The organism is Ectobacillus sp. OTK (genome assembly GCF_059698935.1).
This window is the reverse complement of record NZ_AP048547.1, coordinates 4,642,122-4,665,849: the sequence shown is the minus strand read 5'-3', so window position 1 is coordinate 4,665,849 and position 23,728 is coordinate 4,642,122. Positions and strand designations below refer to the sequence as shown.

The following is a 23,728-nucleotide window of genomic DNA, read 5'->3' as shown; positions in this document are numbered from 1 at the left end:
GATTATTATGCTCCCTCTTATGCAAAGATTTCTTTCTTAATTAATCTTTGCATTTGGGAGGCTGCTGCTTTTTTATCTTTCTGGCTTGTGATTCCGCCGCCTACAATTACAAGATCAGGCTGTGATTGGACTACTTCCGGAAGGGTATTTAATTTAATACCGCCAGCGACTGCTGTTTTTGCATTTTTTACGACGCGCTTAATCGTTTGGAGCTGTTCAAATGGGCTTTCTCCCGCTGCTTGAAGATCATAGCCTGTATGTACGCAAATATAATCAACACCAAGTGCATCTACTTCCTTTGCACGCTGCTCAAGATCCTTTACATTAATCATATCAACAAGGATTTGTACTCCTTGTTTTTTAGCCTCTTCCACTGCCCCTTTAATTGTAGCGTCATTGGTTGCGCCGAGCACAGTAATAATATCGGCACCAGCTTCAGATGCCTTCATTACTTCATACGCACCCGCATCCATAATTTTTAAATCAGCCAATACTTTTAAAGAAGGAAAAGCCTCCTTGATTTCCCTTACGGCTCGAAGACCTTCGTTAATTACAACAGGTGTGCCGATTTCTACAATATCAATGTGCTCCTGAACTTCTTTCACCACTTGCTTTGCTTCTGGAATGTTTACAAGATCTAACGCTAATTGAAGTTCCATCAACTCTTCACTCCCCTAAGTAATTTTGTTTTTTATTCGCTACAACTCCATTCTAGATTCGCAGCTAACAAAAAAAAAGTACGCACTTTAAACTCATATAGTTACTAAAAGTATATTGTGAGGGAGCTTTAGTGATCTAAATTAATGTGCACGAGGGAGTTTTGCTGCAAATATGAAAAAACCATTAACTACATCTAATTAAGCCTGTTATTGCAGATTTTTCAGCCAGTTGCGCTCCGGTTTTTTGTTTTGTTTTTTAATTCACTACATAAGATACTTACAGTACCTTTGCAAATAAATCGTCTTTCCTCAATAAAAATGCACTGATATAATGAAGTGTGAAAATGCTAGGGGGAATTAAAAAGTGGATTTATTACATTTGTTTAAGCTGCAAAAAGAATTAGATGAGCGTATCCTGCAAGAGCATAAATTAGAATCGAAAAAGCTATTAAAGGAAAAAACACTTGCACTGCTTGTGGAAATCGGAGAATTAGCTAATGAAACGCGCTGCTTTAAATATTGGAGCACAAAGCCGTCCTCGGAGCGTGACATCGTTTTAGAGGAATATGTAGACGGGATTCATTTTATTTTATCGATTGGAATCGATTTAGGTGTTGATAAAAACTTTTTATTTTACAAGTGCGCACAGGCGAATAAGACGATTGTGCAAATCTTCCTGGATGTGTATGCAAAGGTGATTCGTTTCCACGATCAGCCATCTATTACAAACTATATTGAATTATTTACGAGCTATTTGCGTCTTGGACAAGCACTCGATTTCTCGCAGGAGGATATTGAGAAAGCGTACCTAGCTAAGAATGAAGTTAATCATCAGCGTCAAACACAAGGCTATTAAGAGCCTGCTTTGAACATCATTGTGCCCTCCTGTATAATGGAAGAGATAGACAAAAAGGAGGGTAAGATGATGGAAAATCTAGATCCTACATTAACGATGCTCAAGGAATTAACAGATGCGAACGGCGTTGCCGGCAATGAACGTGAAGTGCGCGAAGTGATGAAAAAATACATAGCACCTTATGCTGATGAAATCATGACAGATAACCTCGGAAGCTTAATTGCAAAAAAGACAGGCGATGCGAATGGTCCGAAGATTATGGTAGCTGGGCACTTAGATGAGGTCGGCTTCATGGTGACGCAAATCGACGACAAGGGCTTTCTTCGCTTCCAAACAGTCGGCGGCTGGTGGGGGCAGGTTATGCTGGCGCAGCGCGTAACAGTCGTTACAAGAAACGGTAATATTACAGGCGTGATTGGTTCAAAGCCGCCGCATATTTTGCCGGTCGAAGCGCGTAAAAAACCGGTGGAAATTAAGGATATGTTTATCGATATTGGTGCTTCCAGCAAGGAGGAGGCTTCAGAGTGGGGCGTTCGTCCGGGTGATCAGGTTGTACCGTATTTTGAATTTCAAGTGATGAAAAATGAAAAGATGCTTCTTGCAAAAGCATGGGATAATCGTATTGGCTGCGCCATTGCGATTGATGTATTAAAGCAGCTCCAGAACGAGCCTCATCCGAATACAGTATACGGTGTCGCGACTGTACAGGAGGAGGTTGGTCTGCGCGGTGCAAAAACATCTGCACACCTTGTCGAACCGGATATTGCATTCGCAGTGGATGTCGGCATTGCGGGTGACACACCAGGAGTAACCGAAAAAGAAGCGCAAGGAAAGCTTGGAAAAGGTCCGCAAATCATTTTATATGATGCGTCTATCGTATCGCATAAGGGTCTGCGTGATTTTGTCGTCGGGGTGGCGGATGAATTAAGCATTCCATACCAATACGATTCAATGGCGGGCGGCGGAACGGATGCGGGCGCTATTCATGTTACGCTCAATGGTGTACCTGCTATGTCCATTACAATCGCCACGCGCTATATTCACTCAAATGCAGCGATGCTTCATCGCGATGATTATGAAAATGCGGTAAAGCTCATTGCAGAAGTGATTAAACGATTAGATCAGGCGACTGTACATCGTATTACCTTTGAATAAGAGAAAAAAAGGCGAAAAGGGACATAACCCTTCGCCTTTTTTGTTTTTATGTTAGATTATTTGAAGCAAATTAGTTCCTATCTGCGAAAAAACTCATTATAATATGAAAGTATGCTCTTGCTTAAAAGAAAAACTAGAGCGGCACAATGGATTCGTATGCTTTTGCCATTTAGTTAACATTATGAACAATTATCATGGTTTAATAAAATAAGAATCTAGGCCGGCTGTTTTTCGCTATACAGGTGAGAGACACTAAAAAGAAAGGACGAAAACGAATGAATCAGTTTCGCCGACTCATAGTAGTTAATATTATTACTTTGCTTGTATTGGTAGGGGGAGGCTTTCTTGGCTATTATTACTACAATCAAGCACAAAACTATTTAACGACGGACAATGCCAAAATTGATGGAAAGGCAATTCCGATTGCTTCTCCTGCAGCTGGAAAGCTTGTTGAATGGACAGCAACACCAGGAAGAGCATACAGTGCAGGAGAAAAAGTAGGAGCTGTTCAAACGAGCGGCAATGCAGCTGTGCAGCAGCTTGACATTACAGTTCCTGTTGGTTCAACGGTAGTTCAGTCCAGTGCGACTGAAAATACATTTATTGCTGCGGGTTCTCCGTTGGCATACGCATATGATATGAACAATTTATGGGTAACAGCAAATATTAAAGAAACGGACATTGATGATGTGAAAAAAGGACAGGATGTAGACGTGTATGTAGACGCGTATCCAAATACAACATTAACGGGCGTAGTAGATCAGATTGGTTTAACAACAGCCAATACATTCTCCTTACTTCCATCTGGAAATACGACGGCCAATTATACGAAGGTAACGCAGGTCATTCCAGTGAAAATTGCTTTAGACCATACGAAATCTGTGAACATTGTGCCTGGGATGAACGTGTCAGTCCGCATTCACAAGTAAGGGGGAGGTTGTATGTCCTCGACAATCATTGCTGCATACGCTGTTTTTTGCGTTGTTATATTTGCTGTTGTGAATTTATTGCTTCGTCGCAAAAAGGATGTGGAGCCGTCGCTTCAAGGGAACAGTGGCATGAAGAAACACGAACATGTTGAAGAAACAGTTGATCAGGCAGAGGCAACGGCAGCTTCTCAGAAAGAAGATCGTACCTCTTCAGGGGAGGTTCTGCAGGCCGCAGCAACAGCGGTTGAAGAAGAGATTTCTGTCCCAACGCCCGAGCAAGCAGCACGAAAGCCAGAAGCAGCATCGAAACAGACACCGGAAGCTCCTGCTTTTAGTATAGGTGCTGTTTTGACCGTGCTTGTGCTTGGAATGTTCGTCTCTATTTTAAATCAAACAGTTATCAATATCGCGCTGCCGGCATTAATGAATGAATTTAATATTTCCACAGCGACCGGCCAATGGCTATCTACAGGCTTTATGCTTGTGAACGGGATTTTGGTTCCAATTAGCGCATATTTAATTCAGACCTTTACGTACCGAAAGCTATTTTTGGCCGCTATGATGTTCTTTACAGTTGGTTCGATCATCTGTGCGATAGCAGTCAACTTCCCAATTATGATGGCAGGGCGTGTCATTCAAGCAGTAGGTGCCGGTATTTTAATGCCGGTTGGGATGAATATTTTTATGACGCTCTTTCCGCCGGCCAAGCGCGGGGCGGCAATGGGGCTGCTCGGTGTCGCGATGATTTTGGCTCCGGCGATTGGACCTACGATTGCGGGCTGGCTCGTTGAAAATTATACGTGGAACCTTATGTTTTACGGGATGTTTGTGATTGGAACTATTATCCTTTTACTTGGACTTCGTTTGTTTACGCTTGTGCAGCCGTTATCAAAACCGAAGTTTGATTTGGTTGGTGCGATTTCCTCAACTATCGGCCTTGGCAGCTTATTGTATGGTTTTAGTGAAGCTGGCAATAAAGGCTGGGATAGTGCAGAGGTTATGATAATGTTCATAATCGGGGTGATCGGGCTCATATTCTTCGTACGTTGGGAATTGAAGGCTGAAGCGAAACTCCTTGATTTAACAATCTTTACAATTCCGGCTTTTTCCTTCACTTTGTTTATTAATATGATTATCACGATGGCTTTGTTTGGCGGAATGCTGCTGCTTCCAGTTTACCTGCAAAACATTCGCGGCTTCACACCGATTGAGTCAGGCTTATTGCTTCTTCCTGGATCACTGATTATGGGGCTTATGGGACCGTTTGCTGGAAAGCTATTTGATAAATACGGCATTCGGCCGTTAGCTATTTTCGGTATGATTCTCATGACGTACGGAACATACGAGTATACGCATCTTTCGCTTGATACGTCATATGCGCACATTATGAGCATTTACATCCTGCGCTCCTTTGGGATGGCGTTTATTATGATGCCAATTATGACTGCAGGGATGAACGCGCTGCCGATGAATAAAATTTCACATGGCACTGCTTCGCAAAATACACTGCGGTCAGTAGCAGGCGCAATTGGAACAGCGATCCTCGTTACGGTTATGACGCGGCAATCAACCTTCCATGCGGCTGATTATGCAAATGCGGTGACTGCAACTGACCCAGTGATGAGCACGAGCTTTACACAGGCAGGGCAAAGTGCAGCTGCGCTTGCGCATGTTTCGCCGCAGGCGGGAGCAACACTTGAAACGACACTGCTGTATGGGCAGGTCATGAAGCTATCAACCATTAATGGAATTAATGATGCATTCTGGGTAGCAACTGTTTTATCGGGAGTTGCACTTGTTTTGTCATTTTTCTTACATTCTGGTAAGCGGCAGGCAGCCAAAAAATAAGAAGAGCATAATAGAGAAAAGGCGAACCATTTTTCTGAAGATGGTTCGCCTTTTGCATAGGTTTTGCTTACACTTCTTTTTTAATTAACTTCTGAATTTTGCGCTTCTGTATATATAGCGTAAGAAAGAAGACAAACGTCCCTGCGCACATGATGAGAAAAGGCAGTCCTAAATTTTGCGTTGTAATCCCATCATATAGAGACCATAAAAGCAAAGATGCACTATATAAAAAGAATGCGTTTCTTGCTGCATAGTTTGCATGATGCTGTTCCATCTCATCTGCTCTTTTCTTGAACATATTATCTTCATCCCTTTCTCTCATTCTCTATTCCACAAGTTCAAATATACTTTCTACACTCATCTTAAAGTAGCGAGCCAGCTTTAAGGAAAGCTCCAAACTTGGATTATAATGATGGTTTTCAATTGCAACAATGGTTTGTCTCGTCACCTCAAGCTCCTTTGCCATTTGCGTTTGGGTAATGCCATGTTGTAGCCGCAATTCCTTAATCCGATTGTTCACAGCCATTTTCTCACCTGTAATGTAAAGATATCTTTACTTGTAAGTATATAGAAAAAAATGGGTGGTGTAAAGTTATCTTTACACCACCCATTTCTTATATAATCTCTTTTAATGGTTTCCGTCTTTCACACCATTCTCCAGTGTGGACAGCATTTGATGTTTCTCCTGCTCATTTGAATGATTCCAAATCACTTCAAATAATACACCAAGACCCGGCAGCATTTTTTCCTCACCGCTTTGAATCGCATCAACAATTGTTTCCTCCAGCTGTTCTTGTGAGTTCCCGGAAATGTTTGCAAGTACTGCACCGCGTAAATTAAAATTCATTCTGCACACCTCTTTTATGTAATGTAAAAAAGCACTGTAATTATTGTTTGTTGTTTTATTAGAAATATGCAAAATGGTTTATAATGTATAGGGAAGTGAGGGATATCATCCATGAACAGAATTGATTCATTACAAAATCCGCGCATTAAGCAGTGGAAAAAGCTGCAAACAAAAAAAGAGCGCGATAAAACAGGGACCTTTATTGTGGAAGGCTTTCATCTCGTGGAAGAAGCGTTGAAGGCGAATGTCGTGCAACAGATTATTCTAAGTGAGCATACAGATTTGCCTTCAAATTGGAGCGTGGATAATGCAGATGTATTTGTTGTAACGGACGCTATTAGCAAGGCGATAAGTGAAACAGAGACGCCGCAGGGGGTGTTTGCGGTATGTGAGAAATTAGAAAGCAGCGTGCAGCTTGAAAATGGGAAGTTTTTGTTGCTTGATGGAATTCAAGACCCTGGCAATTTAGGGACGATCATTCGTACAGCTGATGCGGCTGGCATTGATGCGGTGATAATTGGAGAAGGCTGCGTCGATGTGTATAACAGCAAGGTGCTTCGCTCGACGCAGGGATCCGTGTTTCATTTGCCGATTGTAAAAGGGAGCCTGGACCAATGGATTGAAGAGCTGCAGCAGCATGACATCCCAATCTATGGAACAGCTTTGCAGCATGCAGTGCCATATACGGAGGTTAAAGCGCCGGGAAGATTCGCGCTTATCGTTGGCAATGAAGGAAGCGGTGTACGTCAGGAATTGCTGGAGAAGTGCGACCAAAACCTATACATTCCGATTTATGGACAGGCTGAGTCATTGAATGTATCTGTTGCGACAGGAATTTTGGCATATTATTTACAAAGCAAGGTTGATAATTAGAAAAAAGACAATTATAATTAAGTCTTGAATAAATTGTTATGAAACTTAAAGTACATATAACCAAAAATGATGATAGAGAAGAGTAGCTAATTGTTCGCCATACAGGGAGAAAATGCCTAAGACTGGAAGCATTTTTATGGTAGAGATTATGTGAATTCACCTCTGGAGTTGGCGCCGGGACCATGCACATGCATGTAAAGGCGTTCCGGCATGATGCCGTTATCGAAATGAAGCGGGCAGATATATTTCTGCCAATTAGGGTGGTACCGCGAGACGAATAAGCCTCGTCCCTTCACAGGGATGGGGCTTTTTTATTTGTAAAATTTTCACTTAATATAATATATAGGAGGTTTTTTTCATGGAAGCACGTTTGAAAGAGCTGCAGCAGGAAGCGCTTGAAAAAATTGAAGCGGCATCTGAGTTGAAGGAGTTAAATGATGTGCGCGTGGCGTACTTAGGAAAGAAAGGACCGATTACGGAGGTTTTGCGCGGCATGGGCAAATTATCCGCAGAAGAGCGTCCCCGTATGGGAGCGCTTGTGAATGATGTGCGCGAAGCGATTCAAAATCGTCTAGACGAAAAAGTGGCGCAGCTTGAGCAAGCAGCAATCGCGAAGCAATTAGAGTCTGAAACAATTGACGTAACATTGCCAGGGCGTCCAGTAAGCGTTGGTTCACACCACCCGCTTACAGCTGTTATCGAAGAAATTGAAGACCTATTTATTGGTATGGGCTATGAAATTGCTGAAGGTCCAGAAGTGGAACGCGACTACTACAACTTTGAAGCGTTAAATTTGCCAAAGGGTCATCCGGCGCGCGATATGCAGGATTCCTTCTATATTACAGAAGAGATTTTGCTGCGTACGCAAACATCTCCAGTACAGGTGCGAACAATGGAAAAGCACGGCGGAAAAGGACCAATTAAGATTATTTGTCCTGGTAAGGTATACCGACGCGATGACGATGATGCGACACATTCGCATCAATTCACACAAATTGAAGGTCTTGTGATCGATAAAAATATTCGTATGAGCGATTTAAAAGGTACATTGCAAGCATTTGCGAAGAAATTATTTGGCGAAGAGCGCGAAATCCGTCTGCGCCCAAGCTTTTTCCCGTTCACAGAGCCGTCTGTTGAGATGGATATTTCCTGTATGATGTGCGGTGGAAAAGGATGTCGCACTTGTAAAGGAACTGGCTGGATTGAAATTTTGGGAGCAGGTATGGTTCATCCGAATGTTCTGCGTATGTCAGGATATGATCCGACAGAATATCAGGGCTTTGCTTTCGGTATGGGACCTGAGCGTATTGCAATGTTGAAATATGGCGTAGACGACATTCGCCATTTCTATACAAATGATGTACGATTCTTACAGCAGTTTAAACGAGCGTAAAAGGGGAGGGCACAAACATGTTCGTATCTTATAAATGGTTACAGCAATATGTAGATATTGACGGTTTAACGGCAGAGCAATTAGCTGATAAAATTACAAAGGCCGGCATCGAAGTAGAAGGCGTAGAGCTTTTAAATAAAGGCGTAACAAATGTTGTCGTTGGCTATGTGATGGAACGCGAAAAGCATCCAGAAGCGGATAAATTAAGCAAGTGTCTTGTAGATGTTGGGGAAGACGAGCCAGTGCAAATTATTTGCGGCGCGAAAAACGTAGCACAAGGGCAAAAGGTAGCGGTCGCAAAGGTTGGCGCGCGTTTACCGGGCGGCCTTAAAATTAAAAAGGCGAAGCTTCGCGGCGAAGTATCGCAAGGAATGATTTGCTCCCTGCAAGAGCTTGGCATTGAAGGAAAGCTTGTACCAAAGGAATATTCAGAAGGCATTTTCGTATTCCCTGCGGATGCAGAGGTTGGGGAGGATGCGATTGAGCAGCTAAACTTGGATGATCAAGTGCTAGAGCTTGGCTTGACACCAAACCGTGCGGACTGCTTAAACATGCTTGGTGTAGCGTATGAAGTAGCGGCAATCCTTGGCAAGGAAGTGAAGATGCCAAGCATTGAACTGCAAGAAACAAATGAAAAAGCATCTGACTATATTTCCATTCGTGTAGATGCGCCAGAGCAAAACCCGCTGTATATTGCGAAGGTTGTGAAAAACGTAAAAATTGGTCCATCACCAATTTGGATGCAAACACGCTTAATGGCAGCCGGCGTTCGTCCTCTGAACAACGTAGTGGATATTACAAACTACATTCTCATGGAATATGGCCAGCCGCTTCATGCATTTGACTATGATAAGCTTGGCTCCAAGGAAATCGTTGTTCGTCTTGCAGAAGAAGGCGAGAAGGTAGAAACACTTGATGGCACAGAGCGCACATTAAAAGGCGATCATTTGTTAATCACAAATGGATCGAAAGGCGTTGCGATTGCCGGCGTAATGGGCGGTGCAAATTCAGAGGTAGATGAAAACACAGTGAATGTTTTAATCGAATCTGCTTACTTCACAGGTACTGCAATTCGCAAGGCGTCCAAAGATTTAGGCCTTCGCAGCGAAGCAAGCGCGCGCTATGAAAAGGGCATTGATCCACAGCGTACATTTGAAGCAGCACAACGCGCGGCTGCGTTAATGGCACAGTATGCAGGCGGCGAAGTGTTAGAAGGTGTCGTAGAGGTTAATAACCTGAAGCTAGAGCAAAGCACTGTTTCGATCTCTGTTGAGAAAATTAACAGTGTGTTAGGAACGGCGATTACAGCTGAAGAGGTAGCTGCGATTTTCACAAACTTAAAGTTCCCATTCTCACAAGCAGAAGGAACATTCCAAGTAGAAGTGCCAACAAGAAGACCTGATATTACAATCGAAGAAGATCTAGTAGAGGAAGTAGGTCGTTTATACGGTTACGACCATATTCCAGCTACGCTTCCAGTTGCGGAAACAACGCGCGGCAAGCTTTCTGAAAAGCAGGCGAAGCGCCGTAAAACGCGCCGTTATTTAGAGGGAGCGGGGCTATACGAAGCAATTACGTATTCCTTAACAAGTGCGGAAAAAGCGAAGCAATATGCGCTGAAGGAAACGTCCCTTGAGCCGATTCGTCTTGCACTTCCAATGAGCGAAGAGCGCAGCCAGCTTCGTTTAAGCTTAGTACCGCATTTGCTGGAAGCAGTTTCCTATAACAACGCGCGCAAAATCGAAAACGTAGCACTTTATGAAATCAGCTCTGTTTTCTTGCCAGCAGGACAAGACGAGCAGCCAAAAGAAGAACAGCACCTTGCAGGTGTCATGACTGGACTTGTACTGAATCACCCATGGCAGGGTGAGAAAAAGGCAGTTGATTTCTATGTCATGAAGGGCGTGCTTGAAGGATTATTCGATGTGCTTGGTGTAACAGAGAAGATTTCATATGCAGCGACTCAACGTGCTGATCTGCACCCAGGACGCACAGCCAGCATCTTGTTAGATGGCCGGGAAATCGGCTATATCGGCCAAGTGCATCCAGAAATGCAAAAGCAATTAGACGTGAAGGAAACCTATGTCTTTGAATTATCTCTTGAGGCATTGTTTGGTGCTGATGTTGCTGAGGTAAGCTATGAAAGCATTCCGCGTTTCCCATCTATGACACGTGATATGGCGCTTGTTGTGAAAGCGGATGTCCTTGCTGGTGATGTACAACGCACGATTGTGGAAGCCGGCGGCGAGCTGTTAAAAGAAGCTGCTTTATTTGACCTATACCAAGGTGAAAAAATGGAAGCAGGCAAAAAATCGTTAGCATTCTCGCTTCGTTACTATAATCCAGAGCGTACGCTAACGGATGAAGAAGTAACAGAAGCACATAGCCGTGTGTTACAGGCTGTGGAGGAAACGTTTGATGCGGAGCTACGTAAGTAATAGGAAATAAATAGACAGGGACAATGCGGATGCATTGTCCTTGTTTTTTATACTTTAAGAGAGGATAAACTTCCAACTGGAAGCTAACTTCATATAGTGGGAAATTTTAAGAATAAAGTTTAAGTGCAACTACGCCTCTGCCGTCACCTAAAGGCCCGCCAATCGGCGAGTTTTCTTTACACTTTAAGAAAGTATAAATTTCTAGCTGGAAGACAATTCGACGTAGCGAGAAATTTTAGGAACAAAGTATAAGTGCAACTACGCCTCTGTCTTCGCCCAAGGGCAGGGCTCGCCAGTCGGCGAGTTTTCTTTATACGAAGACGGATTAATCCCTTGCTAGTTGAAAATCCTCTAATTGAATGACGCGCTTTTCACCGCTGGAATGGATCTCCGCTAGTGCAACAACGTATGGCGCAACATTTGCAGGATCATCACCTATATTAGCTAAATTCGTTTTCATCACACCTGGATTAAAGACATGCACGTGAATCCCGTTTTTATGCTCCTCATCCTGAGCAGAATACGTTAATGCTTCAATTGCTGCTTTACTTGCAGCATATGCGCCAAAGCCTGCCGCACCTTCTCGTACCAACCCTGACGTAATATTGATAATATGGCCGGATTTTTGACTTCGCATAATCGGAATACATTCCCTCATCATTAGAAACACACTCGTAGCATTATTATGGAATTGGTACTCCCATGAATCTAGAGAACTATCAACAAGATGATATTGCTGGAACACAGCTGCATTATTAATTAACACATCAATTCTTTGAAACTTAGCAAATGCAGCCTGTACAAGCATTTTTACATCGGACTCGGATGATACATCTGCGCGGATTGGCAGCACTGTGGCATTATACTGACTTGTAATTAGGCTCTCCACTCGTTCGAGCTTGGCATAATTACGACCGCAAATCACAAGATTCGCCCCAGCCTTTGCGAAGGCCAGAGCTGTTTCCTTCCCTAAACCGCTTCCCGCACCGGAAATAATGACTACCTTTCCTTTTACATGTTCCATAGATCGTCTCCCTCCATTAAAAAGCATACATGATCTTCCTATGATGATTACTGTTATTATATACCATAGTAAAAGTTTATGTATTCAAAATATTATGACTGTTTTAGAGGCATAAGAAAATGCAATGTGATGCTGCTTTTGTTCTTATGGTCTGATTTTGGAAATTTAAAAAAATTGCGGTTTTCCGAAGATAAATTTGCGGAAAACCGCAATTGTATTTCTGTTAATATAGAGACAATCCAATTGAAAGATCCTTAGCTGCCCGCTATTTCATTGGAGAGTTGTTACCCCCTGCTGAGATATGCCATGAACAAAGACAGGTGAAATGAGGTGATTGTGTGAATGGGTAAGGCTCCGGTGGATTTTCAAATGCTGCAATTCGAAAGTTCCAGCATTCCGGAGACATGGAAGGCAGTTCAAAGCTTGCAAAAGGAACAAGCTACTCAATTCATCGTAGAGGCCTTGCAAGACGAGCATAATTCTATAAAAATGCTGGCGGTAAGGATGGTGGATAAGTTAGGTGAAGTATTTTCAGATGCCATACCTGTAATCGTCCCTTTGCTGTTTGACGCAAAGGAGCAAACAAGAATGGCGAGTGCTTTAGCACTAGCAAGGATTGGGAGAAAGAGTGTACCATACCTAATCGAAGCGCTGGATTCAGGGAATAGGGTCGGTCGTTTTTGGGCAGCTTGGTCTATTTCATTGATTGATTCCTCTTATCTGACCTATAACGCACTAGCGTTACTGGAGAGTGTATGTGATAATCCAAGGAGTATGATAGAAATGATGGCAGCAGAAGAGGCATTAGGAAAAATAACTGCTCTAGCACCCTATAAAAATAAGATAAAAGTATTGGTATAAAATCGTTATATGTGGTAATTTAGTTTTATATAAGGTTTTGGAAAGGTGGAATGTAGAAAGAAATGATTGCTACGAGAGAGTATTTCATTCAAGACAAGCAGCTGCAACAGCTATATGAAGACTGTTTTGCTTATAAGGCGAAGCAAGGCCTGCCATTTGGCTTGGTAACCTTGCAGCATTACCAGGCCTTTGGAGGAACATCTTCTGATATCCAGCATATCGCTGATGCAGTGGAACAGTTTATTTTGTCGCTTGATATCATAGATGATTTGCAGGATGAAGATCTTGCTTCAACAGCTCCTTGGATGAAAATTGAGAAGGCACAAGCCTTAAATATTGCTTTACTATTTTTGAATTCCTCTATGAATCGCATCACAGCCTTATCCTTCCGAAATCAGAACGCAGCTGCCCGCTGCATGCATCAATGCCTTCACAGCTCCATAGAAGGACAATACTTAGATATCAAAAATGCCATTATGGATGAAGAACAATACTTGGCCATGTGCCGCAAGAAGTCAGGTTCCTTGCTTGCGCTAGCCAGCTTAATTGGTACCTCGCTTGCAACAGATGATGTGCCCGGTTGTATTGCTGCGTACGCAAGCGATATGGGAGTGGCTGCACAAATTGCCAATGACATGAGAGATGCTGTCAATATAAAAGGGAAAAATGACTGGAGAAAGAAAAAACGAACGTTACCTATTTTATATTTGCTGCATCCAAAGGCAGAAAAGGGAAAGCTTGTTCGCGATTATTTTGCCGGAACGATTTCCTTTGAGGAATTGTTGCGAAGAGAAGATGAGCTTGTACATATTGTGAAATCCTCTGGGGCGCTTGTGTATGCAAATGCTGTAAAGGAGCTTCATCAAAATCAGGCTATCGCTGCAATTGATGGTTTACAGGTGGATGAAAGAAGCAAACAGGCCTTAAAAGAAGTCTTTTTAAAAAAAATATAAAAAAATATAGATGAGGAGTGTGCAATTATGCAAGAAATGGTTTTATATTTAACGGAGAATCTAGAAGCTTTAGAAAGTGTGAAAAATGGCCATTCTAATTTGCTAGGTGTATCAGCGGAGGAGCAGAAAGCTATTTTGAAATCCTTTGAAGGAAATCAAGAGAAATTATACCTCTGGGCATAATCCCTTTTGAAAATTTATGAGAAAGCCCGCGTTGTACATAATTCCTATACTTTTAATTGCATGTATCGCTGTTTATTTTGCGTATATTATTAGCACCTATCCTTTAGTTGGAATGAAGGTTTATCAAATAAGGGAACATCATTATACCGTTACAGATGTATATCCGAACGGCTGGGCTTATATACATGGTATTCGAGCAGGGGACCATGTTGTCATTCAGGATGATCGGGTGAATGCGGTACGTACGCATAGCAAGGTGGAGAAAATACGCGCTTTGCTTATAGAAAGAAGGGAAACATACGGCTCATTTTTTATTAATTATGAAGGAGCCCCTATCGCATATCTGTTTTATTCCTTTTTTCCGCTTGTGTTGTTTGCGCTTACTTTAGTTATCGTTTTGTACGTGTATCAAAGATTTAAAGAGACAGAGAGTATTCTTCTTCTTTCTGTCTTTCTTTTAACTGTAAGCATTTGTTATGTCAGCAGCGGGATTTCCGCCAGATTTGATCAGGTTGGTCTGTATATAATGGGACTATCTCTGATGATGTGTCCTGTTTTAGTTAGTCATTTTATGTATCAAGTATATCGTGAGCATTCTATTCTGCTATTTCCTAGAATCATTCTCTTTATCTTGTATATATGTGCTATATTGTTTTCTGCGATTAGCTATGTGCTTGTTTACTTTTTTCACATTTCAGGGGGAATCTATTTATTCCTATTTTTGCTTATGTGTACAGCTGTGGCTGCGCTTATTTATAAGAATTGCCGAAACTATAAGCGTGTGCTTAATCATGCTAAGTTAAAGCTGGTTTTCTATACAATCCTCTTTGCGTTTCTTCCATTTTGCTTATTATATGCGCTTCCTAAGATTTTGATAGGAACTGTAATTGTCTCTGCTGAATATACATCCTGCTTTTTAGCTATTTTGCCGTTTGCCGCCTTGTATATTTTGATGAATAAGGAATTGCATGATATAGATTATGCGTTAAGGAGAATGTTCTATTATGTGTTACTCTCATGCTTTCCTGCTTTGGCACTTATGCTGGGATTTTACTTTCTGCACCCAGCCTCTTTTGAATGGATTTCCTATTTGAGAATCTATATTCTATGCTGGGCGATTATGGCGGTTCTTTTGTTTATAAAGGAAGAAGCGGATGTAGGAATTGAAAGCAGGCTATTGTTTAATAAAGCAAGGTATGAGGCCAGCTTATTACGATTTTCCAAAGCAGGGATGAGCAGTACAAATGCGGATAGCATTATAGATAGTTTGATTAATGAGATTAAAAAGGTGTTATTTGTGAAGCAGGTTTTTAAATTAGAGTTTTTGAAGACTCAGCAACGTTTTTGCCTGTCAGAGGATGACTGCCAAATGGATTTAGCTTTTCTAAGAGAAAAGCTTATTCATGAACAAATGGTCGTGGGGACGGTAACTCGCGGGAAAAGCGGGTATTTTCTATTGGTAGGTGAAACTCCAGAGCTATATACTTGTATGTTCATAGGCTATAAAAAAGATCAGATTCGCTTTAATCATGATGACCTTGTTTGGTTACATACTATTGCGCTGCAGACAAATGTTTTATTGCAAAGCTTTGTACATGTTCAGGAGATATTACGGGAGTTTGAACGTACACGTGATGAACGGGGGACTTCCTCCTTATTGCTGTCGAAGATGCTATTTACGGTTTCTGAGAAAGAAAGAGAACGGCTGTCGCGGGATATTCATGATACGCTGCTGCAGGAGCTTATTCTCATCTATCGTGAGATCGAGCAAGGAAAGGATATAGATGCTGCAAGAGATCATTTAATTCAACAGATTCAGTATATTCGTGAGGAGTGCTATCAGCTGCGGCCGCCATTTTTGCTGGAAATGGGGATTATCGATGGACTGCAGGCATTAATTGAAGACCATAGGATGAAGGAGCATGTTTTGATTGAGTTTGTTTCTAATCTAGATGTGACTGAAACACTTGATGATTGGTATACTGTACATTTATATCGGATTATGCAGGAGCTGCTCCACAATGCAAGAAAGCATGCTAAGGCAAACTGCATCTTTATTTCCCTGTATAAGAAGGAAAACAGATTGTTGCTTGTATATGAGGATGATGGGGTAGGCATGGAGCTGAGTTGTCTTGGAAATGTAAAGCAGCATTTTGGCTTGGCAGGAATGAAGGAACGAACCCAAGCGATGAATGGAGAGCTGTCTATTTCATCTGCGCCAAATGAGGGGATGCTGATTCGAATAGAACTTCCATTGCAGATTAAAGAAAAAACGGAGGGGGAACCAGCATGACAATCCGAGTTCTAATCGTTGATGATCACGTCGCTGTAAGCCAGGGAATGAAAGCAGTGCTAGAGCATAAAGCGGACATGACAGTAACGGTGCTTTCTTCTTCCTTAGAGACGATGGACTTGCTGAAAAAAGAAAATTTTGATGTGATTTTACTTGATTTACATATGCCGGAATTGAATGGAGTGGAGCTTGCACAAAACATTTTGTATGAAAAGCCGGAGAGCAAAATTGTCGTTTGGACAGGCTTTGACCTGGCAACTCATATGAATCTTTTAATAGAAGCGGGAGTATATGGTTTTATTAGCAAGACTTCTTCCACTGAGGATATTATGATGAGTATCACAGCTGCTGCAAGAGGACTGTCAATTCTTCCGGTCAGTATATTACGGCAGCTAACAAAAAAGGTGGAGGGTTCTCATCTAAAGAAAACAGAAGAGAAAAGGTCGATTCGTGTAACAGAGAAGGAGCAGGAGATTTTAACAATGATAGCGGAAGGATTAACGAATCGGGAAATTGCCGAAACGTTGTTCATGAGTCAACGCGCAGTGGAGTATGCGTTAACAAAGCTGTTTGAGAAGCTAGGGGCTCGTTCTAGAACGGAAGCATTGATGAAGGCAAGGCAGTATCAGTTGGTTTCCTTCAAAACAGTGTAATCAGGAATCGACTATTTTGAAAGAAATGCGGAAGGAATGACTTGTTAATGGTCATTCCTTTTTTAACAAAAAAGTATAACTTTTTGCGGTAACGCTGCCCTGCTCCGATGACCTGCTTACTATGGGGAAAGCCCCCGTCCACCCAGGCAAAAAGCGCCTCAATGGGCGGAGAACTGTCCTGCTTCAGAGCAATCTTAACGCTTTTTCGGTATTGGCAAAATGCAGCTTCGCAAATTCCTTCAATTTCTCTTTTCCATGCATGCGCATCAATTTTGCAGCCGCAGCATCCACATGTGCACCCGCTCCTTTTGGCAGCGTAAAACCAGCTTTTTTACTAAGCTCGTCAAATTGCTTTACGAAGCTATAGCGTGCGAGCATGGAAGCTGCCGCAACCGCGAGATGCACGCTCTCACCCTTTGTGGAAAAATACACATTTTCACGGTGAACCGTTTTTTGTTTGGCTAAATACTTATAATATGTATCAGGCTGGACAAACTGATCAATTAGGATGCCTTCCGGTTTTGTTGGGTTCAGTTTTTCTAACACCTTGCCGATTGCCTGATTATGAAGCCATGCTTTGATTTCGCCCTGGTTCATCCCGCGCTGCTGCAGCTCGTTATATTTTTCATTATGTAGTACAAGCGAGCTGTATGTGATGATCGAAAGTAAATCCCTTGCGATTTTTGCAATTTGGTCATCCGTTAAATCCTTCGAGTCCTTTACACCTAATTCCTTGAGAAGAGGAATTTGCTCTTTGGAGACGTAAGCAGCTACTACGGTAACCGGTCCAAAATAGTCCCCGGTGCCGACCTCGTCTGAGCCGATAATGGACATTGTACTAATGGAGGAAGGAGGAGAGTATGGCGTTTGCTTCTTCGTGCTTGTTTTCAGAGCAGCGGACGGCCTAGCGCTTTCTTGCCAACGCGCTGCTTCTGCCTCGGCTCTGGGTCCTTGGAACAATACCTTTCCAGACTTATAGGCTGTAATGCTGCAGGAAGGAGCTTTAGCGGAAAATATCCCGCCTTGGGGAACTTTTGGACTTAGCATGCTTCTGTAATGCTGCTTCATTTGTTCTATTGTTGCAGCGCTCACTTGAATGACTTGATTAGACAAATTGTTCTCTCCTTTTCCGTTTACTTACAATTTTATCATACCTCATATGTGATAGTGTTTCCATCTAAGTCTACTTCATGGTATGATAAAGTTTAGGATTCTGAAAGTTGATTGGAGGACAATAAGTTGTCACAGCAAAAAGACAATAGAACGCGAATTACAGTAGATATCTACGGCCAGCAATACTCTGTTGTTGGCGACGAAAGTACAAGTCATATTCGCATGGTCGCCGCAATTGTGGATGATAAGATGCGTGAGATACATGCTAAGAATCCTTCTCTTGACATAAACAGGCTAGCTGTGCTAACTGCGGTGAACGTTGTGCACGATTATATAAAACTGAAAGAACAACACGAAAGGCTGAAAGAAAAATTGAATCAAAAGGAATGAGTGGATCATGATCGATATTTTCATTATTATCCTGCTTTTTATAGGATTTATTATCGGCTTGAAACGGGGGCTCATTCTCCAGATCATACGTCTGGTAGGCTACGTTTTAGCATATGTTGTGGCATATTTATACTACGATCGTTTGGCGTTAGTGCTGCAAGCTGCTATCCCGTATCCGCTTAAGGAGCATACAAATGTACCAGAATGGCTAAAAAGCTCGGATGTGGAAAGCATGTTTTACCGTGTGATTGCCTTCATCCTGCTGTTTTTTGTCACAAAATTTGCGTTTTCGCTCTTTGGACAACTCCTTAATATGATTGCACAAATTCCGGTGCTGAAGCAATTGAACTCGCTCGGCGGCGGCTTGCTTGGATTTGTTGAGGTCTATATCGTATTGTTTATTGTGATTTTAATCGGAACACTCGTACCGATTCAGCCGCTTCAATCCTCTTTAAATGGCTCTGTGCTTTGCCGGACGATTATAGACGATACACCGGTTTTGTCAGACAAGATGAAGGAATTATGGGTTCAGCAAGATAGTGTATAACTTCTCTTTTGCATAAAGAGAAGTTTTTTTCTATACTTTAAGAAATTATGTATTTCCAGCTAGGAAGCCGTTCGGTGTAGCGGGGAAATTTTTCAAAGATAAGAAAGTATAATTTTTGGGAGATATCGTCTAGCGACCGCGGTCTGCTCCTTGTGGCGAAAGCGCCTCAATGTGCGGAGAACTGTATCCTTCGGGAGCAGGGCGGACCGCGAGAGCTTTTTGTAATGATTAAGGGAGAATGATGGTGAAAAGGTGGGGTAATGGTGAATGTAAACAAAAAACAGGTTATTAAACTGCTAGAAACAATTGCTTTATATATGGAGCTGAGAGGGGAAAACCCGTTTAAGATTTCTGCATTCCGGAAAGCGGCAGCTGCTTTGGAGACAGATGACCGCAGTTTATCAGAAATCGAAGACTTCACAAAAATTAGCGGTATCGGTAAAGGAACCGCTGCAGTCATTATAGAGTACATAGAAGAAGGGAGAGCATCTGTTCTAGAGGAGCTGGAAAAGGAGGTTCCAAGTACGCTTATTCCTTTATTAAAGCTGCCGGGTCTTGGCGGCAAAAAGCTGGCTAAGCTATATAAGGAGCTTGGTGTGACAGACATTTTTTCTTTGCGGCAAGCGTGCGAGGAGCAGCGTGTCCAGGCTCTTGCCGGCTTTGGAAAGAAAACAGAAGAGAAAATATTAGAAGCAATTGCCCAATTCGGGACTCGTCCAGAGCGGCTGCCAATTGCAGATGTTCTTCCTATTGCCTGGGAAATTGAGCGAAGATTGTCGGAAATCCCCGAAGTGGAGCGCTTTTCACGTGCAGGAAGCCTGCGGCGCGTAAGGGAAACAGTGAAGGATTTAGATTTTATTATTGCCACGACCAGTCCTTCTGCGGTTCGAGATGCACTGCTGCAAATTCCTCGCATTGAAGAAGTTATCGCAAGCGGCGATACAAAGGTTTCACTTCGCCTCCAATATGAATATGAGATTTCAGTTGATTTTCGTCTCGTCCAGCCAGTGGAATTTATTACAACGCTGCACCATTTTACCGGCTCGAAGGACCATAACGTAAAAATGCGGCAAATTGCCAAAGCACAAAATAAAAAAATTAGCGAATATGGTGTAGAGAATCTCGAAACAGGCGAGGTTGTAACGTTCGAGAGTGAGGAAGCCTTTTTTGCCCATTTCGGACTGCCTTATATTCCTCCTGAGGTGCGCGAGGATGGGCGGGAAATCGAATGGATCCAGCAATATCCAAGCTTCATCCAGCTAGCTGATATAAAGGGCGATTTGCATATGCACACAACATGGAGCGACGGTGCTTTTTCAATAGAAGAAATGGTACAGGCTTGTATTGCAAGAGGCTATCAATATATGGCTATTACAGACCATTCGCAATATCTGAAGGTCGCAAATGGGCTTACGAAGGAACGCTTACTCCAGCAAGGGGAAGAAATTGAGAAACTGCGGGCAAAATATAGAGACATTACAATCCTGCGCGGCATTGAAATGGATATCTTACCGGATGCTACGTTAGACTTTGATGATGAAGTATTAGCGCAATTAGACTTTGTTATTGGTGCCATCCACTCCAGCTTTTCGCAGGACCGAGAGACAATTATGAAGCGTCTTCGCGCCGCCATTGAGAACAATCACGTAACGATGATTGCCCACCCGACCGGCCGCTTAATCGGCAGACGGGAAGGATATGATGTGGATGCGGATATGCTCATTCAGCTCGCCAAGGAGACTGGAACGGTGCTTGAGCTCAATGCTAATCCGAACCGTCTGGATTTAAGCGCTGAGCTGCTCAAAAAAGCGCAGGATGAGGGTGTGAAAATTGCAATTAACACCGATGCACATACATTAGATATGCTAGAGCATATAGAAATTGGTGTAGCGGCAGCAAGAAAGGGCTGGATTCAAAAGGACACTGTCCTGAACGCTTGGGAGACAGACAAGCTGCTGGCATATATTCGCCGCAACAAATAGGGAGGATTTTAAAGCTGTGTTAGAACGAACATTACGTGTATTAGAGTACGATAAAGTAAAGGAACAGCTCATGGAGCATGTTGCGTCCTCGCTCGGACGAGATAGAGTCAGAAGCTTACAGCCCAGCACGGATTACGACGAAGTTGTTCGGCTGCAGGAAACAACAGATGAAGCTGCAACTGTCGTGCGCCTGCGCGGAAATGCGCCGCTTGGGGGCGTATTCGATATTCGTCCGAACGTGAAGCGCGCAAAAATCGGCAGCGTGCTGAGTCCGCATGAGCTGCTTGATATTTCAAGCACGATGCGCGCGAGCCGGCAAATGAAGAACTTTATTGAGGATTTGGCAGAGAACGGACCGGAGCTTCCGATTCTTTTAACATATGTAGAGCGCATTATGTCTTTGCAAAATCTAGAGCGCACGATTAATAACTGTATCGGCGAGGGCGGTGAGGTACTTGATAGCGCAAGCGATAAGCTGCGCACGATTCGCCAGCAAATCCGCTCCGCTGAAAGCCGCATTCGTGAAAAGCTGGAAGGAATGGTACGCTCTTCAAATGCATCTAAAATGCTCTCTGATGCGATCATCACCATCCGCAATGACCGCTATGTAATCCCGGTAAAGCAGGAATACCGTGGACATTACGGCGGGATTGTGCACGATCAATCTGCTTCAGGCCAAACATTGTTTATTGAGCCGCAGGTCGTAGTGGATTTAAACAATACATTGCAGGAAGCACGCGGAAAAGAAAAGCAGGAAATCGAACGCATTTTGCATATGCTGACAGTCGAGGTTGCGAACGATGCGGAGCTTGTCCTTGAAAACGTGGAAGTCATGGCGGAGCTTGATTTTATTTTTGCAAAGGCACATTATGCAAAGAAATTGAAGGCATCGAGACCAGAGATCAACAACGAGCGATATATGATGCTGAAAAAGGCCCGTCATCCGCTCATTTCGCAAGAGGTTGTCGTGCCAAACGACATCGAGCTTGGCGGCGATTTCACAACAATTGTCATCACAGGTCCAAATACAGGCGGTAAAACGGTCACGCTTAAAACAATTGGCCTATGTGTACTCATGGCGCAATCCGGTTTGCAAATTCCGGTGCTCGATGGCTCGGAGATTTGTGTCTTCCGTAACGTATTCGCCGACATCGGCGACGAGCAATCGATCGAGCAAAGCTTAAGTACATTTTCCTCGCACATGGTCAACATCGTCGATATCCTAGAGCAAGCTGATTTCGAAAGCTTAGTATTATTCGACGAGCTTGGTGCAGGGACAGACCCACAGGAAGGGGCGGCGCTTGCCATCTCGATCCTGGATGAAGTATACAATCGCGGCTGCCGGGTTGTAGCGACAACGCACTATCCGGAATTAAAGGCATATGGCTATAACCGTGAAAAGGTCATCAACGCGAGTGTGGAGTTTGATATAAATACGCTTAGCCCAACGTATAAACTGCTAATTGGCGTACCAGGACGAAGCAACGCATTTGAAATTTCCAAACGACTCGGTCTCATCGATCGTGTAATTGAGCGCGCGCGCGGACATATTAGCACTGAAACGAACAAAATTGATAATATGATTGGCAAGCTAGAGGAAAGCCAGAAAAATGCCGAACGCGCCTGGGAAGAGGCGGAGGAATTCCGAAAGCAATCTGAAAAGCTTCATAAAGAACTGCAGCGTCAAATTATTGAATTCAACGAGCAGCGCGACAATATGCTATTAAAAGCTCAAAACGAAGCGGCAGAAAGAGTAGAAGAAGCGAAGAAGGAAGCAGAAACAATCATTCGCGAGCTTCGCCATCTTCGCAAAGAGCAGCTAGCTAACGTAAAAGAGCATGAGCTCATTGAGGCAAAAAGCCGCCTTGAAGGAGCCGTGCCGCAGCTTGTGAAAAAGCAGCCAAAGCAGCAAGCACAAACGGCGCCGCAGAAAGCACTTCGACCTGGAGATGAAGTAAAGGTACTCACATTCGGACAAAAAGGACAGCTGCTTGAAAAAGTAAGCGATAATGAATGGTCAGTGCAAATCGGAATCCTAAAAATGAAGGTAAAAGAAAAGGATATGCAATACCTCAGCAGTCCGAAGCAAACAGAAAAGCGCACTCTTGCGACGGTAAAAGGAAAAGACTATCATGTTGGCCTTGAGCTTGACCTGCGCGGCGAGCGCTATGAGGAGGCGCTGCATCGGGTAGAGAAATATATAGACGATGCCTTGCTCGCGAATTATCCGCGTATTTCCATTATCCACGGAAAAGGAACAGGAGCGCTCCGTCAAGGCGTACAGGAGTATTTGAAAAAGCACCGAGCCGTGAAAAGCTTCCGCTACGGCGATGCAGGAGAAGGCGGCCTCGGTGTGACTGTGGTAGAATTTAAATAATAACATTCTTCGCAAAAAGGGGTATGGGGATATGTTTATGGAGAAGCTGGCGAAGGTTTTGCTTGTGCTTTGCGGGGGATTTATGGTTGTTGGAATTGTATATTGGATGTTTTTTGCGTAGGCCAGCTGTTTTATGAACCGAGCACGGCTGATAATAAAGAAAAAATAAATGATGCTATGAAAAAAGTCTGGGAAACCAGGCTTTTTTTATTGTAAAAAGTTTTCTGTGAAGTTTCTAGTTTTTCGGATGATTTTATCTTGCCCATAAGAAATTGGAACCGCATAAATGCTAATATTGCTAATTAAATAACAACGAATATTATCTTACAAACCACAATGAAAAAACAAAAATTA

22 protein-coding genes and 1 other annotated feature are annotated in these 23,728 nt (G+C 43.0%); of the genes, 16 read left to right on the top strand and 6 right to left on the bottom strand.

Annotated features, from left to right (window positions below; all coding sequences use genetic code 11):
* Positions 1-17 precede the first annotated feature (17 nt).
* On the bottom strand, positions 18-659 hold the full coding sequence (gene hxlA, locus AC6HZ4_RS23120) for a 3-hexulose-6-phosphate synthase (protein ID WP_497492180.1): 642 nt from the start codon (positions 657-659) through the stop codon (positions 18-20).
* A gap of 364 nt (positions 660-1,023) precedes the next feature.
* On the opposite strand from hxlA, the gene AC6HZ4_RS23115 reads away from it, so the two are divergent.
* From AC6HZ4_RS23115 to AC6HZ4_RS23100, 4 genes are all read left to right on the top strand, one after another.
* Positions 1,024-1,515 (top strand): dUTP diphosphatase, encoded by a 492-nt coding sequence (locus AC6HZ4_RS23115; RefSeq protein WP_497492179.1) that lies wholly within the window; start codon positions 1,024-1,026, stop codon positions 1,513-1,515.
* A 69-nt stretch (positions 1,516-1,584) separates the two neighbouring features.
* Positions 1,585-2,670: a M42 family metallopeptidase gene (locus AC6HZ4_RS23110; protein ID WP_497495817.1), complete on the top strand. Its 1,086-nt coding sequence runs from the start codon at positions 1,585-1,587 to the stop codon at positions 2,668-2,670.
* 275 nt (positions 2,671-2,945) lie between these two features.
* On the top strand, positions 2,946-3,599 hold the full coding sequence (locus AC6HZ4_RS23105; RefSeq protein WP_497492178.1) for an HlyD family secretion protein: 654 nt from the start codon (positions 2,946-2,948) through the stop codon (positions 3,597-3,599).
* Positions 3,600-3,611: 12 nt separating this feature from the next.
* On the top strand, positions 3,612-5,447 hold the full coding sequence (locus AC6HZ4_RS23100) for a DHA2 family efflux MFS transporter permease subunit (RefSeq protein ID WP_497492176.1): 1,836 nt from the start codon (positions 3,612-3,614) through the stop codon (positions 5,445-5,447).
* A 67-nt stretch (positions 5,448-5,514) separates the two neighbouring features.
* Here the strand turns inward: AC6HZ4_RS23100 and AC6HZ4_RS23095 are convergent, their stop codons facing one another.
* From AC6HZ4_RS23095 to sspI, 3 genes are all read right to left on the bottom strand, one after another.
* The gene (locus tag AC6HZ4_RS23095) at positions 5,515-5,745 is read right to left on the bottom strand and encodes a hypothetical protein (protein WP_497492174.1); all 231 of its coding nucleotides are present in this window, start codon (positions 5,743-5,745) and stop codon (positions 5,515-5,517) included.
* A 27-nt stretch (positions 5,746-5,772) separates the two neighbouring features.
* Positions 5,773-5,973, bottom strand: a complete 201-nt coding sequence (locus AC6HZ4_RS23090; protein WP_497492173.1) for a helix-turn-helix transcriptional regulator — start codon at positions 5,971-5,973, stop codon at positions 5,773-5,775.
* 102 nt (positions 5,974-6,075) lie between these two features.
* The gene (sspI, locus tag AC6HZ4_RS23085) at positions 6,076-6,294 is read right to left on the bottom strand and encodes a small acid-soluble spore protein SspI (protein WP_497492171.1); all 219 of its coding nucleotides are present in this window, start codon (positions 6,292-6,294) and stop codon (positions 6,076-6,078) included.
* Positions 6,295-6,405: 111 nt separating this feature from the next.
* Between sspI and AC6HZ4_RS23080 the strand changes: the two genes are divergently transcribed.
* From AC6HZ4_RS23080 to pheT, 3 genes are all read left to right on the top strand, one after another.
* Complete coding sequence (locus AC6HZ4_RS23080; RefSeq protein WP_497492170.1) at positions 6,406-7,167, top strand: TrmH family RNA methyltransferase; 762 nt, start codon at positions 6,406-6,408, stop codon at positions 7,165-7,167.
* A 60-nt stretch (positions 7,168-7,227) separates the two neighbouring features.
* Positions 7,228-7,462: a binding site (T-box leader), on the top strand.
* Between the two features lie 63 nt (positions 7,463-7,525).
* Positions 7,526-8,560, top strand: a complete 1,035-nt coding sequence (gene pheS, locus AC6HZ4_RS23075; protein ID WP_497492169.1) for a phenylalanine--tRNA ligase subunit alpha — start codon at positions 7,526-7,528, stop codon at positions 8,558-8,560.
* A 17-nt stretch (positions 8,561-8,577) separates the two neighbouring features.
* The gene (gene pheT, locus AC6HZ4_RS23070) at positions 8,578-10,998 is read left to right on the top strand and encodes a phenylalanine--tRNA ligase subunit beta (RefSeq protein WP_497492168.1); all 2,421 of its coding nucleotides are present in this window, start codon (positions 8,578-8,580) and stop codon (positions 10,996-10,998) included.
* A gap of 325 nt (positions 10,999-11,323) precedes the next feature.
* Here the strand turns inward: pheT and AC6HZ4_RS23065 are convergent, their stop codons facing one another.
* On the bottom strand, positions 11,324-12,022 hold the full coding sequence (locus AC6HZ4_RS23065) for an SDR family NAD(P)-dependent oxidoreductase (protein WP_497492167.1): 699 nt from the start codon (positions 12,020-12,022) through the stop codon (positions 11,324-11,326).
* Positions 12,023-12,364: 342 nt separating this feature from the next.
* On the opposite strand from AC6HZ4_RS23065, the gene AC6HZ4_RS23060 reads away from it, so the two are divergent.
* The 5 genes from AC6HZ4_RS23060 (at position 12,365) to AC6HZ4_RS23040 (ending at position 16,965) form a co-directional block, all read left to right on the top strand.
* A complete protein-coding gene (locus tag AC6HZ4_RS23060) occupies positions 12,365-12,883 on the top strand; it encodes a HEAT repeat domain-containing protein (protein WP_497492166.1) in 519 nt (172 codons plus the stop codon).
* Between the two features lie 62 nt (positions 12,884-12,945).
* Entirely contained in the window at positions 12,946-13,836 is an 891-nt protein-coding gene (locus AC6HZ4_RS23055) for a polyprenyl synthetase family protein (protein WP_497492165.1), read from the top strand.
* Between the two features lie 27 nt (positions 13,837-13,863).
* The gene (comX, locus tag AC6HZ4_RS23050; protein WP_497492164.1) at positions 13,864-14,019 is read left to right on the top strand and encodes a competence pheromone ComX; all 156 of its coding nucleotides are present in this window, start codon (positions 13,864-13,866) and stop codon (positions 14,017-14,019) included.
* 31 nt (positions 14,020-14,050) lie between these two features.
* The gene (locus tag AC6HZ4_RS23045) at positions 14,051-16,312 is read left to right on the top strand and encodes a sensor histidine kinase (RefSeq protein ID WP_497492163.1); all 2,262 of its coding nucleotides are present in this window, start codon (positions 14,051-14,053) and stop codon (positions 16,310-16,312) included.
* On the top strand, positions 16,309-16,965 hold the full coding sequence (locus tag AC6HZ4_RS23040) for a response regulator transcription factor (protein ID WP_497492162.1): 657 nt from the start codon (positions 16,309-16,311) through the stop codon (positions 16,963-16,965). Before AC6HZ4_RS23045 ends, AC6HZ4_RS23040 begins: the two co-directional genes overlap by 4 nt.
* A 183-nt stretch (positions 16,966-17,148) precedes the next feature.
* Here AC6HZ4_RS23040 and rnhC read toward each other — a convergent pair whose 3' ends face one another.
* Positions 17,149-18,078 (bottom strand): ribonuclease HIII, encoded by a 930-nt coding sequence (gene rnhC, locus AC6HZ4_RS23035; RefSeq protein WP_497492161.1) that lies wholly within the window; start codon positions 18,076-18,078, stop codon positions 17,149-17,151.
* Positions 18,079-18,204: 126 nt separating this feature from the next.
* Between rnhC and zapA the strand changes: the two genes are divergently transcribed.
* The 4 genes from zapA to AC6HZ4_RS23015 all read left to right on the top strand — a co-directional run bounded on the left by zapA (position 18,205) and on the right by AC6HZ4_RS23015 (position 23,374).
* A complete protein-coding gene (zapA, locus tag AC6HZ4_RS23030) occupies positions 18,205-18,468 on the top strand; it encodes a cell division protein ZapA (protein ID WP_497492160.1) in 264 nt (87 codons plus the stop codon).
* Positions 18,469-18,475: 7 nt separating this feature from the next.
* The gene (locus AC6HZ4_RS23025; protein ID WP_497492159.1) at positions 18,476-19,015 is read left to right on the top strand and encodes a CvpA family protein; all 540 of its coding nucleotides are present in this window, start codon (positions 18,476-18,478) and stop codon (positions 19,013-19,015) included.
* Between the two features lie 263 nt (positions 19,016-19,278).
* Entirely contained in the window at positions 19,279-20,997 is a 1,719-nt protein-coding gene (gene polX / locus AC6HZ4_RS23020; protein WP_497495816.1) for a DNA polymerase/3'-5' exonuclease PolX, read from the top strand.
* Between the two features lie 16 nt (positions 20,998-21,013).
* On the top strand, positions 21,014-23,374 hold the full coding sequence (locus tag AC6HZ4_RS23015) for an endonuclease MutS2 (RefSeq protein ID WP_497492158.1): 2,361 nt from the start codon (positions 21,014-21,016) through the stop codon (positions 23,372-23,374).
* Positions 23,375-23,728: the final 354 nt, after the last annotated feature.

Bases quoted from the DNA above. Each gene is read 5' to 3' on its own strand.
- hxlA (WP_497492180.1), bottom strand. From the start codon at position 659: ATGGAACTTCAATTAGCGTTAGATCTTGTAAACATTCCAGAAGCAAAG.
- AC6HZ4_RS23110 (WP_497495817.1), top strand. From the start codon at position 1,585: ATGGAAAATCTAGATCCTACATTAACGATGCTCAAGGAATTAACAGAT.
- AC6HZ4_RS23105 (WP_497492178.1), top strand. From the start codon at position 2,946: ATGAATCAGTTTCGCCGACTCATAGTAGTTAATATTATTACTTTGCTT.
- AC6HZ4_RS23100 (WP_497492176.1), top strand. From the start codon at position 3,612: ATGTCCTCGACAATCATTGCTGCATACGCTGTTTTTTGCGTTGTTATA.
- AC6HZ4_RS23095 (WP_497492174.1), bottom strand. From the start codon at position 5,745: ATGTTCAAGAAAAGAGCAGATGAGATGGAACAGCATCATGCAAACTAT.
- AC6HZ4_RS23090 (WP_497492173.1), bottom strand. From the start codon at position 5,973: ATGGCTGTGAACAATCGGATTAAGGAATTGCGGCTACAACATGGCATT.
- sspI (WP_497492171.1), bottom strand. From the start codon at position 6,294: ATGAATTTTAATTTACGCGGTGCAGTACTTGCAAACATTTCCGGGAAC.
- AC6HZ4_RS23080 (WP_497492170.1), top strand. From the start codon at position 6,406: ATGAACAGAATTGATTCATTACAAAATCCGCGCATTAAGCAGTGGAAA.
- pheS (WP_497492169.1), top strand. From the start codon at position 7,526: ATGGAAGCACGTTTGAAAGAGCTGCAGCAGGAAGCGCTTGAAAAAATT.
- pheT (WP_497492168.1), top strand. From the start codon at position 8,578: ATGTTCGTATCTTATAAATGGTTACAGCAATATGTAGATATTGACGGT.
- AC6HZ4_RS23065 (WP_497492167.1), bottom strand. From the start codon at position 12,022: ATGGAACATGTAAAAGGAAAGGTAGTCATTATTTCCGGTGCGGGAAGC.
- AC6HZ4_RS23060 (WP_497492166.1), top strand. From the start codon at position 12,365: ATGGGTAAGGCTCCGGTGGATTTTCAAATGCTGCAATTCGAAAGTTCC.
- AC6HZ4_RS23055 (WP_497492165.1), top strand. From the start codon at position 12,946: ATGATTGCTACGAGAGAGTATTTCATTCAAGACAAGCAGCTGCAACAG.
- comX (WP_497492164.1), top strand. From the start codon at position 13,864: ATGCAAGAAATGGTTTTATATTTAACGGAGAATCTAGAAGCTTTAGAA.
- AC6HZ4_RS23040 (WP_497492162.1), top strand. From the start codon at position 16,309: ATGACAATCCGAGTTCTAATCGTTGATGATCACGTCGCTGTAAGCCAG.
- AC6HZ4_RS23025 (WP_497492159.1), top strand. From the start codon at position 18,476: ATGATCGATATTTTCATTATTATCCTGCTTTTTATAGGATTTATTATC.